The organism is Ruegeria sp. BJ3 (genome assembly GCF_056535665.1).
In genome coordinates, this window is record NZ_JBQFIT010000001.1 from 2455521 (window position 1) to 2472332 (window position 16812).

Consider the following 16812-nt stretch of genomic DNA (forward strand, 5'->3'; position numbering starts at 1 on the left):
CGCGCCTCAGCCCTTGGATCCGCCGCCACCGCGCTGCGCGGCAAAGAAATCGCGCAACAACCGGACGCAGTCCTCGGCCGCCATGCCGTCATAGACCTCCGGCCTGTGATGGGCCTGAGGGTGCGAGAACACCCGCGCCCCATGCGCCACGCCGCCCGATTTCGGATCGGCGGCCCCGTAGTAGACCCGCCGGATTCGCGCCGCCGCCAGCGCCGCGGCGCACATGGCGCAGGGCTCCAGCGTGACATACAGGTCATGCCCCGTCAGCCGCTCGGACCCGACGGCCCGGCAGGCGGCGCGCAGGGCCAGGATCTCGGCATGCGCGGTCGGGTCATGCAACTCACGCGTACGGTTGCCGTCTGCCGCGATGATCCGCCCATCGGGCGCCACGATCACCGCGCCCACCGGAACCTCGCCCCGATCACCTGCCGCGCGCGCCTGTTCCAGCGCCTTGTCCATATGCGTTCTGAAGACCATGCCCCTGACTGCCCCAGAAACCCACCTTTCGCAAGGCGCGCCGATGCGCTATGCGCAGGGCATGAGCAACACCCCTCCTCCTGGCGACCGGATCGCCAAAGTGCTGGCCCGCGCCGGCATCGCCTCGCGCCGTGAGGCCGAACGCATGATCGAAGCCGGCCGCGTAACCGTGAACGGCAAGACCATCGACAGCCCGGCGCTGAACGTCACGCCCAGCGACAAGATCACCGTCGACGGCAAGCCCGTGGCCGAGCCCGAACCCGCGCGTCTGTGGCTGTATCACAAGCCAACCGGCCTTGTGACCACGAACCGCGACGAAAAAGGCCGCCCCACGATCTTCGACAACCTGCCCGAGGACATGCCCCGCGTCATGAGCGTCGGCCGGCTGGACCTGAATTCCGAGGGCCTGCTGCTGCTGACCAATGACGGGGGCATCAAGCGCAAGCTTGAATTGCCCTCGACCGGCTGGCTTCGCAAATACCGGGTGCGGATCAACGGCCGCCCCAAGGACGAGGATTTCGCCCCCCTGCGCCAGGGCCTTGTGATCGAGGGCGAAAGGTTCCAGCCCATGACCGTGTCGCTGGACCGCCAGCAAGGTGCGAATGCATGGCTGACGATCGGACTGCGCGAGGGCAAGAACCGGGAAATCCGCCGCGCGATCGAAGACATCGGCTTTACCGTGAACCGGCTGTTGCGCGTGTCCTACGGGCCGTTCCAGCTGGGCGATCTCAAACCCGGCGAGGTCGAGGAAATCCGCCGCCGCGTTCTGCGCGACCAGCTGGGCCTGGAACCCGAAACCCCACCGGCTGCTGCGAAACGCCCAAGCCGCCCTCAAAGATCCCGCAGGCCGGTCGGCAAGAAATCACGCAATTGACGCGGGTTATCGAACCTTCCCCCTAGCGCCAAGCCCCTTGATCCCCTAGGTTTTCAAGGGGACAACCGCAGTTGGAGGACGTCATGTCCGGGACCGGAGTGCAAAAAATGGCCTACGCGGCCCTGCTGGTGCTGTTGTTCGGCGTCTGCACCGGTTGGCTTGGAGGGCTCTGACGCCATGGCCAAGCGATACGGCGGAAAGTTCAGCCCCGACGGCCAGTCTGACGCCGACGCGCCCGCCCCACGCGGGCAATACGATGGGGCCCGGGTAAACCCGGTCGGCGCACGCGCCAATGTCATGTTCGTTCCGGCGATCCCGCTGGTCTTTCTGTCGCTGAACGACGGCGCGATCGGGATGACCCTTGGATTGGTCGCCGCCGGCATTCTGACCGCTGCAGCTTTTCTGCTGCGCGAAGGGCTGAAGGCCGAGGATGCTTACAACGCGCGCCGCACCGCGCGCCGCCCAGCCTTTCCACGCAAGATCTTCTCATCCGTTTTGACCGGGCTGGGGGTGGGTCTGGCCGCCTATCGCAATGACTATCTGGATGCCGAGGCCGCCAGCCAGGTCAGCCTGCTGGCGCCGGTCTTGTTCGGCGGCGTGGCCACAGTGCTGCATTCCGTCGCCTTCGGCCTCGACCCGATGAAGAACAAGGGCATGGAGGGTGTGGACACCTATCAACAGGACCGGGTCGCCCGCGTGGTCGAAGATGCCGAAGCCCATCTGAACCAAATGACGGATGCCATCAAACGGGCCGGCGACCGCAGGATCGAAGCCCGGGTCGAGCGGTTTCAGACCACCGCTCGCGATCTGTTCCGCACGGTCGAGGAGGACCCGCGCGATCTGGCCGGTGCCCGCAAATACCTGACCGTCTATCTGCAGGGCGCCCGCGATGCGACGATCAAGTTTGCCGATGTCTATGCGCGCACCCGCGACCCGCAGGCTCTGTCCGATTACTCGGCGCTGCTGGACGACCTCGAGCAGAATTTCTCGGCCCGCACCCGAAAGATGCTATTGGATGACCGCAGTGATCTGACGGTCGAAATCGACGTGCTGCGTGAACGACTGCAGCGCGAAGGCGTCCGGCTCGACTGACCGGCCAAACCAAGAACAGGGAAGCTTCTCATGTCTGACGAAATCAAGAAAAAGGCGGCCGAGGCCGAAACGCTGGTTCAGGAAGTTGCAGCAGTCTCTTTGCCCGAGCCGAGTTCCGAGATCGTGCCGTTGGAAGAGGCCGACGAACCGGTGGGCGCCGAAATCCGCAAGCGCATGTCCGAAATCGACATGGGCGACACCAACTCGATCGTTGCTTTTGGATCGGCTGCGCAGGCCGAGCTGCAGGAAATCAGCCAGGCCATGCTGGCTGACGTGCGCAACAAGGATGTCGGCCCCGCCGGTGACAGCCTGCGCGACATCGTCACCACGATCCGCGGCTTTTCCGTGTCTGAACTGGACGTGCGCCGCGAGCGCAGCTGGTGGGAGAAACTGCTGGGCCGCGCCGCGCCTTTCGCCAAGTTCACCGCGCGCTACGAAGAGGTGCAGGATCAGATCGACCGGATCACCGACAACCTTCTGTCGCACGAGCACACGCTTCTGAAGGACATCAAGTCTCTGGATCTGCTGTATGAAAAGACGCTGGATTTCTATGATGAACTGGCGCTGTACATCGCGGCCGGCGAAGAGAAGCTGACCGAACTGGACAGCCATGACATCCCCGAGAAAGAGGCCGAGGTGCAGGCCGCCCCGGAAGATCAACAGGTGATGAAGGCGCAGGAACTGCGCGACCTGCGGGCCGCCCGCGACGATCTGGAACGGCGTGTGCATGACCTGAAGCTGACGCGGCAGGTGACGATGCAATCGCTGCCCTCGATCCGGCTGGTTCAGGAAAACGACAAGTCGCTGGTGACCAAGATCAACTCGACGCTGGTGAACACCGTGCCGCTTTGGGAAACCCAGCTGGCACAGGCGGTCACCATCCAGCGCAGCGCCGAGGCCGCTGCCGCCGTGCGCGACGCCAACGATCTGACGAACGAGCTGCTGACCTCGAACGCCGCTAACCTGCGCCAGTCGAACAAGATGATCCGCGAGGAAATGGAGCGCGGGGTGTTCGACATCGAAGCCGTCAAGAAGGCCAACGAGGATCTGATCGGCACGATCAATGAAAGCCTCGCCATCGCTGACGAAGGCAAGGCGAAACGGGCCGCCGCAGAAGAAGAGCTGAAGAAGATGGAAGCCGAGCTGCGGGACACCTTGGCTTCGGCCAAGGCCCGGAAAGACGGGCTGGGCGACACGGCCGGAACCGCCGTTCCGGGCTAAGGAGAGATCGCAGGTGCGGCTTCGAAGATTTCTAGGGCACGGGTTGGGAGCAGCTGCTTTGCTGATCTTGGCCAATTGCGATGACGCGCTCGAGTCCTCGATTGCCCCGCAGGCGCGCCCGTCCCAGCCGCAGTTGGCCAATGCTTATGTCGAACCTTCGGCGGCAAGCCGGGATCTGGCGCGTTATTATCAGCGCGTCGAGCGCGACCTGTTGACCCGTGGCCTGATGCGTACAGACGGTGGCGGGCCGGACACCCCGTTTGATGCGGATGATTTGGCGCGGAATTTCGAAGCCATCGCGTTCTACAGCGAGTATCCCGGCGCCGCCGTATCCGGCAGCAGCCAACGCACCAGCGGAAGGCTAAGCCGCTGGTCTGGCCCGGTCCGAATACAGGCAGAGTTCGGGCCGTCAGTACCACTAGACCAACGCGCGGCCGACAAGGCACAGATCCGGGCCTATACCGAACGCATGTCGTCCTTGACTGGCCACCCGATCTCGACCGCAACCAGAAACGCGAACTTCCATGTCTTCGTCGCCGGCGATGACGATACGGAATTCGTGCAAACGCGACTGCGCCAGTTGTTTCCCAGTATCGGACAGGCTCAGTTGAACCTGTTTCAGGATTTACCGCGCTCGTTCTATTGCTTTGTCTTTGCCTCGGCGTCGAACGGGGCACCGAACACCTACACTGGTGCGGTTGCGTTGGTGCGGGCCGAGCACCCTGACTTGATGCGGCTGAGCTGCATCCACGAGGAAATCGCCCAAGGGCTGGGCTTGCCCAATGACAGCCCCCGGGCACGACCGTCGATCTTCAACGATGATGACGAATTCGCCCTGCTGACCAGCCATGACGAAAAGCTGCTGACGATGTTGTATGATCCGCGCCTGAAACCCGGCATGACCGCGCAGGAGGCCGCGCCGGTGGTGCGGATCATCGCCCGTGAATTGATGGGGCAGTCGCTCTGACCCCTTTGACAGGAGAACCCAGATGGGAATTTTTGATTTTCTGACCGGAGAATTCATTGATGTCATTCATTGGGTGGACGACACCCGCGACACGATGGTCTGGCGGTTCGAGCGCGAAGGCCACGAGATCAAGTATGGCGCCAAGCTGACCGTGCGCGAGGGCCAGGCGGCGGTGTTCGTACACGAGGGCCAGCTGGCCGACGTGTTCACGCCCGGCCTCTACATGCTTGAGACCAACAACATGCCGATCATGACGACGCTGCAGCACTGGGATCACGGATTCCAATCGCCGTTCAAGTCCGAGATCTATTTCGTCAACACGACCCGGTTCAACGACCTGAAATGGGGCACCAAGAACCCGATCATGCTGCGCGACCCGGAATTCGGCCCGACCCGGATCCGCGCCTATGGCACCTACACGATCCGGGTCAAGGACCCGGCCCGTTTCCTGGTCGAGATCGTGGGTACCGATGGCGAATTCACCATGGACGAGATCAGCTTTCAGATCCGCAACATCATCGTGCAGGAATTCAGCCGGGTCATCGCAGGCTCGGGCATTCCGGTTCTGGACATGGCCGCCAACACCGCCGATCTGGGCAAGCTGATCGCGGCCGAGGTCTCGCCCGTGCTGGACGGCTACGGCCTCGAGATACCGGAATTCTACATCGAGAACATCTCGCTGCCGCCGGCGGTCGAGGCGGCGCTGGACAAGCGTACCTCGATGGGGCTGGCGGGGGATCTGGGCAAATTCACCCAGTATTCGGCGGCCGAGGCGATGACGGCGGCCGCCAGCAACCCGAACGGAGGCGGTGGCATGGGTGCTGGCCTTGGTATGGGCATGGGAATGGCGATGGCGAACCAGATGTCGAACATGGCAACGGGTCGGCCGTCAGGCCCGTGGGGCGCGCCCGCGCCCGCTGCCCCGCAAGCGGCCGCGCATGTGGCCCCTCCGCCTCCACCCCCGGTCGAGCATGTCTGGCATATCGCGGTGGACGGACAGACCAGCGGCCCGTTCTCGAAGGCCAAGATGGGGCGCATGGCCAGCGACGGAGAAATTACGCGGGACACTTTCGTGTGGACGCCCGGTCAGGACGGATGGAAGAAAGCGGGCGAGGTGCAGGAACTCGCGCAGCTGTTCACGATTCTGCCGCCTCCGCCGCCCGGGGCGTGAGGCATCGGCATGTCCGCATTGCGGAAACGCTCGAAGACAGGCGGGCGCAAAGCGCCGCAGCCGCCACAATTCATCTGCCCGTGCTGCGGGTATGTCACCCTGGCCGAGCGCGGGGCCTATCTGATCTGCGCGATCTGCTTTTGGGAGGACGAGGACATTCTGTACGACAAGAACCCCCGCGAGCCCTCTGCCGCCAACCACGGCCTGACACTGGCCGAGGCGCGCGAGAATTTCAGGGCAATCGGTGCCTGCGAGGCCGCGATGCTGCCGCATGTCCTGCCCGAGGAGCAGCGCGCAGCCTATCTTCACGTTCCCCTCGACAAGTGACCACCTATGATCCAGCCCATTGCCCCGCCACCCGGTTCTGCGGAACACCGTTTTCCATGTGACAATTGCGGCGCGGACTATCGGTTCGACCCGCAATCCGGCGCGCTGACCTGTGACCATTGCGGCCATTCCGAACCGATCGGGGCTGGCCCCTGGGGCGGCGCCAGCCTGCGCGAACTGGACTTCGACGCGGCCATCGCCGACCGCCTGCCCGACAGCGAGATCGAAGAGACGCGGGTTCTGACCTGCCCCAACTGCGCGGCCCAAGTCGAGTTCGACCCCAACACCCACGCCGCGGAATGCCCGTTCTGCGCCACCCCGGTCGTGACCGATACCGGCGTGAACCGGCACATCAAGCCGCGCGGCGTACTGCCCTTTGCGCTGGACGAACGCGCCGCACACAAGGCCATGAGTGACTGGCTGGGGCGGCTGTGGTTCGCGCCGAACGGACTCAAGGACTATGCCCGCAAGGGCCGTAGGATGCAGGGCATCTATGTGCCCTATTGGACGTTCGACGCCGACACAAAATCGGCCTATCGCGGCGAACGGGGCGTGGTGTATTACGAAACCCGGACGGTGATGCGTGACGGCAAGCGGGTGCAGCAGCAGGTGCCCAAGGTGCGCTGGACACCGAAATCCGGCCGGGTGGCCCGGTTTTTCGACGACGTGCTGGTGCTGGCCTCGCAATCGCTACCCAAATCATACACCGACGCGCTGCAACCCTGGGACCTGCCCGCGCTCGAGCCCTATCAGCCCGAATACCTGGCCGGGTTCCGGGCCGAGGCCTATACGGTCGATCTGCAGCAAGGCTATCAGGAGGCCCGCGGCCACATGGCCCGCGTGATCGAGCGTGACGTCCGCTTTGACATCGGCGGTGATCGGCAGCGCATCCATTCGATCGACACCGACATCCGCGACGTGACCTTCAAGCACATCCTGCTGCCGGTCTGGATGGCCGCGTACAAGTATCGCGGCCAGACCTATCGCTTTGTCGTCAACGGCCGCACCGGTCAGGTGCAGGGCGAACGGCCCTGGTCGGCGATCAAGATCACGATTGCGGTGGTGCTGGGCCTGCTGGCGGCGGCCGGCATCGGGTATCTGGTGGCGACCGGACAGCAATGACCGCTGGGTTCCGTCGCCGAAAACTCTGCCGCGGAACCCCTTGAACATCCCCGGCTTCTCACCCATCCTGCCGCCGGCTGCCCCGGAGGAGAGGACGACGTGACCCTGGCCGATCTGAACACGCTTCTGACTGCGCGCCATTCCTGCCGCGCCTTCCGGCCCGATCCGGTGCCGCGGGGTGACATCGAACAGATCCTGACCAGCGCCGCCAGAGTGCCCAGCTGGTGCAACGCGCAGCCCTGGCAGGTGGTCGTGACCGGTGGTGCAGAAACCGATGCATTCCGCAGCGCCTTGCGGGCCGAAGCCGAGACCGGCCAGGCGCAGCCCGACCTGCCTTCTCCGACCGGCTATTCCGGCATCTATCAGGACCGGCGCCGCGCCTGCGGATGGGCCCTGTACGAGGCAGTCGGCGTTGAGAAGGGTGACCGCGCCGGGTCGGCCCGGCAGATGATGGAAAACTTCAACCTGTTCGGCGCCCCGCATTGCGCCATCCTGTCCAGCCCGGCGGAACTCGGTCCCTATGGCGCGATGGATTGCGGCGGGTTTGTCACGGCTTTCACCTTGGCGGCACAGGCCTTGGGCATCGCCACGATCCCGCAGGCGGCGGTGGCCGCCTATGGGCCGTTCCTGCACCGCTATTTCAACATCCCCGATGACCGGCTGATCCTGTGCGCGATTTCCTTCGGCTATCCGGATGCCGATCATCCGGCCAACCAATTCCGGACCGAGCGCGCCACGCTGGACGAATTCGTCACCTGGCGCGGGGCTTCGACCGAGTAAGCGAACTTTGAGAAAAACATCGACATGCGCGCATTGATACAAAGAGTGTCCGAGGCATCGGTCTCGGTCGAGGAGCAAGTCATAGGCCAGTGCGGGCCGGGGCTGCTGGTGCTGGTCTGCGCCATGCAGGGCGACGACGAGACCCGGGCCGAGCAACTGGCGGCCAAGATTGCCAAGCTGCGGATCTTCAAGGATGACGCGGGCAAGATGAACCGGTCGGTGCTGGATATCGGCGGCTCAGCCCTAGTGGTCAGCCAGTTCACGCTGGCCGCTGACACGTCGCGCGGGAACCGGCCCGGATTTGCGGCGGCGGCCGATCCGGCAACCGGTGAACGCCTGTACGAACATTTTGCCCGCGCGCTGGCCGCGCTTGGCGTTCCGACCGAAACCGGGTCTTTCGGTGCGGATATGGCGGTGTCCCTGATCAATGACGGCCCGGTCACGATCTGGATGGACATGTGATGACGATGCAGGATCAGGCGATCGCGATCTGGAAGGCGGGCGTTGCCGCCGTTGACGGCTATGGCGCGGTCAAGGCGGCGCTGTCCGATGTTCCGCGCCCCGATCAGATTCTGGCGGTGGGCAAGGCCGCGGCAGCGATGATAAACGCGGCGCAGGACCATTTCGGCAAAACACCGGGCATTGTGGTCACGAAAGACGGCCATGCCGTAGGGCTGCCGTCGCATCTGCAGGTCATCGAAGCCTCTCACCCCGTGCCCGATGCCCGCAGCCTGAAGGGCGGTCAGGCTCTGCGCGCGGCGGTTCAGGCCATGGAGCCCGGCACGCATCTGTTGCTGCTGGTCTCGGGCGGTGCGTCCTCGCTGGCTGAGGATCTTGTGCCGGGGGCCACCCTCGAAGATCTGGCGCGGCTGAACGCGCAGCTGCTGTCCGAGGGGCTGGACATCACCGCCATGAACGCCCGCCGGCGCGAGATGTCGCGGATCAAGGGCGGCGGTCTGCTGGCCGGTTTCGGCGGAGCACGCGCGACGGTCCTGGCCATCTCGGACGTGCCGGGGGACGATATCGGCGTCATCGGATCGGGCATCGGCGCCTTGCCCGAAGCCCCTCAATTCGAATCGAGTGTCGAGATCATTGCCTCGAACGCCCATGCGCGCCGCGCCGCAGCCAACGCAGCACGTGCCGCCGGAAAGGAAATTCTTGCCGAGGAAGAGGCCCTGCACGACGACTATCTGTCCGTCGCCGCAGATATCGCCGCGCGGCTGCGTCAGATGCCGCCGGGCGCGATGATCTTTGGCGGAGAGCCGACCGTTGTCCTGCCCGAAAACCCGGGCCGAGGCGGACGCAACCAGGCGCTGGCGCTGGCGCTGGCGCGCGAGATTCAGGGATGCGAGGGGCTGTGCGTCGTGGTCGGCGGAACCGACGGCACCGACGGGCCGACCAATGCGGCCGGCGGAGTCGTGACCGGCGCGACATGGGCCGATGGGGCGGACCAAGCCTTGCGCGAGGCCGATGCGGGGTCGTTCCTTGAGCGGTCTGGTGCCCTGCTGGTGACCGGCCCCACGGGAACCAATGTCATGGATCTGCTTGTCGCAACGAAGGAATGAATTGACGCTTTTCCTCGCACACCATCCGCCGATGCGCCTGAGACTAGGCACATGACTCAGGCGAAGAACTCACTGGCCGAGATCGAAGACGTTCCGGATCAGGGCATCATTCTGTCGGACGGCTGCCGCCTGTCGGCGCGGATCTGGCGTCCTGTCGATGCGGCGCAGCGCCCGGTGCCCGCCATTTTGGAATACCTGCCTTATCGCAAGCGCGACGGCACGACGGCGCGCGATGCCCTGACCCATCCCTGGTTTGCCAAACGGGGTTACGCCTGCATCCGCGTCGACATGCGCGGCAACGGCGACAGCCAGGGACTGATGGAGGATGAATACACCCAGCGGGAACTGGACGACGCCGTCGAGGTGATCGAGTGGCTAGCCCAACAGCCATGGTGCAGCGGCGCAGTCGGGATGATGGGGATCAGTTGGGGCGGCTTCAACGCGCTGCAGGTGGCGGCGCTGCAGCCCGCACCCTTGAAGGCCATCATCACCTTGTGTTCGACCGCCGACCGTTATGCCGATGACATCCACTACAAGGGCGGCTGCCTGTTGAACGAGAACCTGGGCTGGGGGGCGACCATGTGGTCGTACTCGTCCCGTCCGCCCGACCCGGCGCTGCGTGACGACTGGCGTGAGATGTGGTTGCAACGGTTGAAGGCCGAACCGTTCTTGCCCTCGGTCTGGCTGCGGCATCAGACCCGCGATGCCTATTGGCGGCATGGGTCTGTCTGCGAAGACCCCGGCGCGATCCGCGCCGCGACGCTGGCGGTGGGCGGCTGGGGTGATGCCTACAAGAACACGGTGCCCTGGCTGGTCGAGAACCTGAGTGCGCCGGTCAAGGGCATCGTCGGTCCCTGGGTGCACAAGTACCCGCATTTTGCCGTGCCCGAACCACGCATCGGCTTCCTGCAAGAGGCGCTGCGTTGGTGGGACCGCTGGCTGAAGGGCAAAAAGACCGGAGTTGAACAGGACCCGGCCTATCGCGCCTATCTGATGGATGGCGTGCGCCCGGCGCGCTGGTATGCCGAGCGCCCGGGCCATTGGATCACCGAGGATGCCGGCGCCACGTCCCACCTGCCGACGGTCACCCTTCCGCTTTCCGATGCCGGGCTGGGTAAGGACGGCCCCTTGGATACCAAAATCCGCTCGCCGCATCATTGCGGCATGGACGGCGGCGAATATTGCGCCATCTGGCTGGGTCCGGACATGCCGGGCGACCAGCGGGCAGATGACGCTCTGTCCTCCTGTTTCGACACGACCCCTCTGACCGCAGATCTGGACATTGTCGGTGCCCCGCGCCTGCGCTTGAAGCTGAGTGTCGACAAACCACAAGCCCAAATTGCCGTTCGGCTGAACCACATCCACCCCGACGGAGCTGCGACTCGGATTACCTATGGTGTATTGAACCTGACCCATAGGGAGGGACATTCGTCCCCCAAAACGTTGATACCCGGACGGGTTTACGACATCGAGGTTGTGCTGGACCACATCGCCTACCGGGTTCCAAAGGGCCACCGCCTGCGCGTTGCCGTCTCAAGCGCCTATTGGCCGCTGATCTGGCCTTCGCCGGAAACAGCGGAGCTCCACCTGACAGGCGGCACGTTCACGATCCCCCAGCGCGACAGGTCGGATCGGGATGAATGGCAATTTGCCCCACCCGATGCGGACTCTCCGTGGCAAGTGACCCAATTGCGAGAGGCGACCCATGCGCGGCGCGTCGAAACAGACATGACGACTGGCGTCATCGATCTGGTCATCGAAGATGATTTCGGCCTGGTCGAGGACGCGGATCATGGTCTGGTCAGCGGCGGAACCGCTTTTGAACAGTGGTCAATCCAACCGGACGATCCGCTGAGCGCGCGCGGCCGCTGCGAATGGGTACAAGAGACCCGGCGCGACGGCATCCAACTGCGAACCGAGGCCAATTGCGAGATGTGGTCGGACCGATCCAACTTTCATCTGCGCGCGACGCTTGATGCCTTTGAAAACGATGTGAAGATTTTTTCCAAAACCGTGGAGGACACCATACCTCGTGATCAGATGTGATTTTGCTGGTGGCAAGTCCCCGAGATTTGACCTTGCCCGCCGCGACGAAATGCGCCAACGTTGACTCATGCGTCAATAAAAAGCCCGTAAAACGGGCACACAAAACACTCAACTGGGAGATATCCGAATGAACGAACAACTCACTCACATGGCCAGCCAGGTGACCGCCGGGAAGCTGACCCGACGTGAATTCATGGGGAAGGCAGCCGCACTGGGTGTATCGGCCGCCATGGCCAGCACCGTCTTCGCCGACGCGGCCCGCGCAGCCGGCGCCAAGAAAGGTGGCGATCTGAAACTGGGCCTGCAGGGCGGTGAATCCACAAACTCGCTGGACCCGGCCACCTATGCCAGCTCGGTTCCATTCCAGAACGGCAAGCAGTTCGGTGACCAACTGGTCGAAGTCGCCCCCGACGGCACGATCGAGCCGCGCCTTGCCGAAAGCGTTGAAGGCAGCGCCGATGCCAAGGTTTGGACGTTCAAACTGCGTCAAGGGGTGGAGTTCCACAACGGCAAGACCATGACCAGCGAAGACGTGCTGAAAACGATGCAGCGCCACTCGAACGAAGATTCGAAGTCGGGCGCGCTGGGCATCATGAAGGGCATCGAGTCGATGAAGGCCGATGGCGAGTATTTTCAGGTCACCCTGAACGAGCCGAACGCCGATCTGCCTTACCTGATGGCCGACTACCACCTGATCATCCAGCCGGACGGCGGAATGGACAACCCGGGCGCCGGTATCGGCACCGGTCCGTACAAGCTGGAAGCGGACGAGCCCGGTGTGCGCCACCTGTTCTCCAAATTCGAAAACCACTGGAACCCGGATTTCGGCAACTTTGACAGCGTCGAAGTTGTGGTCATCAACGATGCCACGGCCCGGACGGCCGCGCTGCAGTCGGGTCAGGTCCACGCGATCAACCGGGTTGAGCCCAAGGTTGCCGACCTCTTGGGTCGTGCTCCCAACCTGACCGTACACTCCACGGCAGGACGCGGCCACTACGTGTTCATCATGCATTGTGACACGGCGCCGTTCGACGGCAACGAACTGCGGAGCGCTCTGAAATACGCGATCAACCGCGAAGAGCTGGTCGAGAAGGTACTGCGCGGCTATGGCTCGGTCGGGAACGACATGCCGATCAATGCAGCATACCCGCTGTTCGATGAGACGATCCCGCAGCGTGAGTTCAGCGTCGAAAAAGCCGCCGAACACTACAAGAAGTCCGGTCATGACGGGTCGCCCATCATTCTGCGTGTGGCCGACGGAGCCTTCCCTGGCGCCGTGGATGCCGCAGCCCTGTTCCAGCAGACCGCCCAGCAGGCCGGCATCCCGCTTGAGATCAAGCGCGAGCCGAATGATGGCTACTGGTCCGAAGTCTGGAACGTACAGCCGTTCTGCGCGTCCTACTGGGGTGGCCGTCCGGTGCAGGACCAGATGTACGCAACGGCCTACCTGTCCACCGCCGACTGGAACGACACCCGGTTCAAGGTCAAAGAGTTCGACGACCTGCTGTTTGCCGCGCGTGCCGAGCTGGATCCGGCAAAGCGCAAGGCAATCTACAGCCAGATGGGCATGATGGTCCGTGACCAGGGCGGCCTGATCTGCCCGATGTTCAACGACTTTGTCGAAGGCATCAGCAACCAGCTGGATGGCTGGGAGACTGATCCGACCCAAGAGATGATGAACGGCAACATGTCCCGCAAGATGTGGTTCGTCTAACTCGGATCGACAGGTATGCATCCTATCATCAAACTGGTTTCCCAGCGCCTGGCGCTGGGATTCCTCTTGCTGTTTGGCGCTTCGGCCCTGATTTTCGGGTTGACCGAGGCCCTACCCGGAGACGCCGCGCAAGCCGTCCTGGGGCAGTCCGCCACCCCTGAATCCCTTGCCAACCTCCGTGAGGAGATGGGGCTGAACCGTCCCGCCTTGACCCGGTATTTCGAATGGCTTGGCGGAATTGTCCAAGGTGACATGGGCACGTCCCTGACCAACAAGCTGGACATCGCCGAGTCGGTCAGCAACCGATTGGGCAATACGTTGTTTCTTGCCTTTTGGGCAGCCATCGTCTCGGTGCCCCTTGCAATTTTTCTTGGCCTCGTCGCGGTACGCTACCGCAACCGCTGGCCCGACAAGCTGATCTCGGCCGTCACCCTGACGACAATCTCGATCCCGGAATTCCTGATCGGCTATGTCCTTGTCTATTTCATCGCGGTCAAGCTGGGCATGTTCTCGCCGCTGGCGATGATCAATGACAGCATGTCCTTTTGGCAAAAGCTGAACTCGATCGCGCTGCCCGTGATCGTGCTGACCATGGTGGTTCTGGCGCATATGATGCGCATGACCCGCGCCGCGATTTTGAACGTGATGCAGTCGGCCTATGTCGAAACGGCCGAACTGAAGGGCCTGAGCAACTTCAAGGTCATCTGGCGCCATGCCTTCCCGAACGCCATCGCCCCCATCGTGAACGTGGTGATGCTGAACCTGGCCTATCTGGTCGTGGGCGTCGTCGTGGTCGAGGTGGTGTTCGTCTATCCCGGCATGGGACAGTACCTTGTGGATCACGTGACCAAACGCGACGTGCCGGTGGTTCTGGCCTGCGGGGTCATCTTTGCCGCAATCTACATCGGGCTGAACATGGTGGCCGACATCGTCGCAATCCTGGCCAACCCAAGGCTGAGGCACCCGAAATGAAGAACATCCCAATCTCTGCAATGATCGGGCTGGCCTTCACCGCCCTGTATTTCATCATCGCCGTCTTTGCGCCCTTCCTGGCGCCCTACGGCATGGCCGAGGTGGTAGGCGACGTGTGGGAGCCATCGAGCTCGCAATTCTGGCTGGGCACCGACAATATCGGCCGCGATCTTCTCAGCCGCATGATTTATGGCGGGCGAACCACGATCTTCATCGCCACCGCCGCCACCATCCTCAGCTTCGTCACCGGTTCGATCCTGGGCTTTCTGGCCGCCGTACTGGGGGGCTGGGCTGATCAGGTGATGTCACGGACCGTAGACCTGATCATGTCGATCCCGTCGCTAATCACCGCGCTGGTGGTTCTGGCGATGGTGCCGGTCACCATCCCGGTTCTGATCGTGGTCATGGGCCTGTTGGACGCCACCCGCGTCTATCGCCTGGCCCGGGCCGTGGCTGTTGACATCGAAGTCATGGACTATGTCGAGGCCGCCAAGCTGCGCGGTGAGGGCCGCGGCTGGATCATCTTCCGCGAGATCCTGCCCAACGCGCTGTCACCGCTGGTGGCCGAACTGGGCCTGCGCTTCATCTTCATGGTCCTGTTCGTCTCGACCCTGTCATTCCTGGGCCTGGGCGTTCAGCCCCCGCTGGCCGATTGGGGCGGCATCGTGAAAGAAAACAAGGACGGCATCGTCTATGGCATCGGCGCGGCGCTGTATCCGGCAGTGGCCATCGCTACATTGGCCATCTCGGTCAACCTGGTGGCCGACTGGATCCTGAACCGCACCACATCGCTGAAAGGAGGCCGGGGATGAGCGATACCCTTCTCAAGGTCCGCGACCTCAAGATCGGCGCAACCGTATATCCGCCGGGCGAAAAGCCCCGTGACATCGAAATCGTGCACGGGGTCAGCTTTGACCTCGAGCGCGGCAAGGTGCTGGGTCTGATCGGGGAATCCGGTGCCGGGAAGTCGACCATCGGGCTGGCCTCGATGGCCTATGGCCGGGGCGGCGTGAAGATCACCGGCGGCGAGGTCTGGGTGAACGGGCGCGACATCCTCAAGACGTCGCTGTCGGATATCCGCAAACTGCGCGGCGGCGAGGTGACCTATGTGTCGCAATCGGCGGCAGCGTCCTTCAATCCCGCAAAGAAGATCATGGATCAGGTGGTCGAAGCCGCGGTCGAGCAGAAGAAGTTCAGCCGCAAAGAGGCCGAGGCCCGTGCGCGTGGACTGTTCGCCAAGCTGGGTCTTCCCGACCCGGACAACATCGGCAACCGCTATCCGCATCAGGTCTCGGGCGGGCAGTTGCAGCGTTGCATGACGGCGCTGGCGCTGTGTCCCGAACCGGATCTGGTGGTGTTCGACGAACCCACGACCGCGCTGGACGTGACCACGCAGATCGACGTCCTGATGGCCATCAAGGAAGCAATCCGCGACACCGGTGTGGCCGCGCTGTACATCACCCACGATCTGGCGGTGGTGGCGCAGGTCAGCGATGACATCATGGTGCTGCGCATGGGCGACACGGTCGAATACGGCACCACCGACCAGATCATCAACAACCCGCAGGAAGAGTACACGCAGGCGCTGGTTTCGGTCCGTTCGATCGAACACGAGGAAAAGCAGCCTACGCCCGAACCCGTGCTGCAGGTTGATGGCATCACGGCCCGTTACAAGGGGTTGAACTTCGACGTGCTGCACAACGTCAATGTCGAGCTTCATCCGGGGCAGACGCTGGCGGTCGTGGGGGAATCGGGATCGGGCAAATCCACGCTGGCTCGGGTGATCACCGGCCTGCTACCCCCGCGCGACGGCGAGATCACCTTTGCCGGGCGCAAGCTCAGCCCCGATCTGGCCGGACGCTCGCGCGAGGACCTGCGCGAGTTGCAGATGATCTATCAGATGGCCGATGTTGCGATGAACCCGCGCCAGACCGTGGGAACCATCATCGGCCGGCCGCTCGAGTTCTATTTCAACATGCGCGGCGCCGAGAAGCGCAAGCGCATCATCGAACTGTTGGACGAGATCGAACTGGGCGAAGGTTTCATCGACCGGTATCCGGCGGAGCTGTCGGGTGGTCAGAAGCAGCGTGTGTGCATTGCCCGCGCGCTGGCGGCCAAGCCCAAGATGATCATCTGTGACGAGGTCACCTCGGCGCTGGATCCGCTGGTGGCGGACGGCATTCTCAAGCTGTTGCTGGACCTGCAGAAGATCGAGGACGTGGCCTATCTGTTCATCACCCATGACCTGGCGACGGTGCGCGCGATCAGCGACAGCATAGCCGTGATGTATCAGGGGCGCGTGGTGCGCTATGGATCCAAATCGCAGGTGCTGAGCCCGCCATTCGACGATTATACCGATCTGCTGCTCAGCTCGGTGCCGGAAATGCATCTGGGCTGGCTGGAAGAGGTCGTGGCCCACCGAAAGATGGAGAGCGCCGGCAACTGATGCCGCAGGCTGTGAACGCCGGCAAAACACTCTGAAAT

The 16812-nt window shown here is 63.4% G+C and carries 16 protein-coding genes; 15 read left to right on the forward strand and 1 reads right to left on the reverse strand.

Annotation, left to right across the window (positions count from 1 at the left end):
* Window positions 1-6: 6 nt before the first annotated feature.
* Window positions 7-477 (reverse strand): nucleoside deaminase, encoded by a 471-nt coding sequence (locus ACR3EL_RS12310; RefSeq protein WP_170340130.1) that lies wholly within the window; start codon window positions 475-477, stop codon window positions 7-9.
* On the opposite strand from ACR3EL_RS12310, the gene ACR3EL_RS12315 reads away from it, so the two are divergent.
* The 15 genes from ACR3EL_RS12315 (at window position 476) to ACR3EL_RS12385 (ending at window position 16774) form a co-directional block, all read left to right on the forward strand.
* Window positions 476-1351 (forward strand): pseudouridine synthase, encoded by an 876-nt coding sequence (locus ACR3EL_RS12315; RefSeq protein WP_170340128.1) that lies wholly within the window; start codon window positions 476-478, stop codon window positions 1349-1351. The two genes, ACR3EL_RS12310 and ACR3EL_RS12315, sit on opposite strands and share 2 nt — an antisense overlap.
* A gap of 177 nt (window positions 1352-1528) precedes the next feature.
* On the forward strand, window positions 1529-2443 hold the full coding sequence (locus ACR3EL_RS12320) for a 5-bromo-4-chloroindolyl phosphate hydrolysis family protein (protein ID WP_170368055.1): 915 nt from the start codon (window positions 1529-1531) through the stop codon (window positions 2441-2443).
* A gap of 30 nt (window positions 2444-2473) precedes the next feature.
* A complete protein-coding gene (locus ACR3EL_RS12325) occupies window positions 2474-3664 on the forward strand; it encodes a toxic anion resistance protein (RefSeq protein WP_170340124.1) in 1191 nt (396 codons plus the stop codon).
* Window positions 3665-3677: 13 nt separating this feature from the next.
* On the forward strand, window positions 3678-4631 hold the full coding sequence (locus ACR3EL_RS12330; RefSeq protein WP_170340122.1) for a DUF2927 domain-containing protein: 954 nt from the start codon (window positions 3678-3680) through the stop codon (window positions 4629-4631).
* Window positions 4632-4653: 22 nt separating this feature from the next.
* Window positions 4654-5802, forward strand: coding sequence for an SPFH domain-containing protein (locus ACR3EL_RS12335; protein ID WP_170340120.1), 1149 nt, complete (start codon window positions 4654-4656; stop codon window positions 5800-5802).
* A 9-nt stretch (window positions 5803-5811) separates the two neighbouring features.
* Window positions 5812-6129 carry a CPCC family cysteine-rich protein gene (locus ACR3EL_RS12340; RefSeq protein WP_170340118.1) on the forward strand — a complete coding sequence of 106 codons (318 nt, stop codon included), beginning with the start codon at window positions 5812-5814 and terminating at the stop codon, window positions 6127-6129.
* 6 nt (window positions 6130-6135) lie between these two features.
* On the forward strand, window positions 6136-7251 hold the full coding sequence (locus ACR3EL_RS12345; RefSeq protein ID WP_170340116.1) for a TFIIB-type zinc ribbon-containing protein: 1116 nt from the start codon (window positions 6136-6138) through the stop codon (window positions 7249-7251).
* Between the two features lie 99 nt (window positions 7252-7350).
* Window positions 7351-8031: a nitroreductase gene (locus ACR3EL_RS12350; protein ID WP_170340114.1), complete on the forward strand. Its 681-nt coding sequence runs from the start codon at window positions 7351-7353 to the stop codon at window positions 8029-8031.
* Window positions 8032-8055: 24 nt separating this feature from the next.
* Window positions 8056-8493 carry a D-aminoacyl-tRNA deacylase gene (dtd, locus tag ACR3EL_RS12355; protein WP_170340112.1) on the forward strand — a complete coding sequence of 146 codons (438 nt, stop codon included), beginning with the start codon at window positions 8056-8058 and terminating at the stop codon, window positions 8491-8493.
* The gene (locus tag ACR3EL_RS12360) at window positions 8493-9596 is read left to right on the forward strand and encodes a DUF4147 domain-containing protein (protein WP_170340110.1); all 1104 of its coding nucleotides are present in this window, start codon (window positions 8493-8495) and stop codon (window positions 9594-9596) included. Before dtd ends, ACR3EL_RS12360 begins: the two co-directional genes overlap by 1 nt.
* Window positions 9597-9647: 51 nt before the next feature.
* The gene (locus tag ACR3EL_RS12365) at window positions 9648-11642 is read left to right on the forward strand and encodes a CocE/NonD family hydrolase (RefSeq protein WP_170340109.1); all 1995 of its coding nucleotides are present in this window, start codon (window positions 9648-9650) and stop codon (window positions 11640-11642) included.
* Between the two features lie 127 nt (window positions 11643-11769).
* On the forward strand, window positions 11770-13356 hold the full coding sequence (locus ACR3EL_RS12370; RefSeq protein ID WP_480721765.1) for an ABC transporter substrate-binding protein: 1587 nt from the start codon (window positions 11770-11772) through the stop codon (window positions 13354-13356).
* A gap of 15 nt (window positions 13357-13371) precedes the next feature.
* Window positions 13372-14328 carry an ABC transporter permease gene (locus ACR3EL_RS12375; RefSeq protein WP_170340107.1) on the forward strand — a complete coding sequence of 319 codons (957 nt, stop codon included), beginning with the start codon at window positions 13372-13374 and terminating at the stop codon, window positions 14326-14328.
* Window positions 14325-15140, forward strand: a complete 816-nt coding sequence (locus ACR3EL_RS12380; RefSeq protein WP_170340106.1) for an ABC transporter permease — start codon at window positions 14325-14327, stop codon at window positions 15138-15140. Before ACR3EL_RS12375 ends, ACR3EL_RS12380 begins: the two co-directional genes overlap by 4 nt.
* A complete protein-coding gene (locus ACR3EL_RS12385) occupies window positions 15137-16774 on the forward strand; it encodes an ABC transporter ATP-binding protein (RefSeq protein WP_170340105.1) in 1638 nt (545 codons plus the stop codon). The genes ACR3EL_RS12380 and ACR3EL_RS12385 overlap by 4 nt, the downstream gene beginning before the upstream one ends.
* Window positions 16775-16812 lie beyond the last annotated feature (38 nt).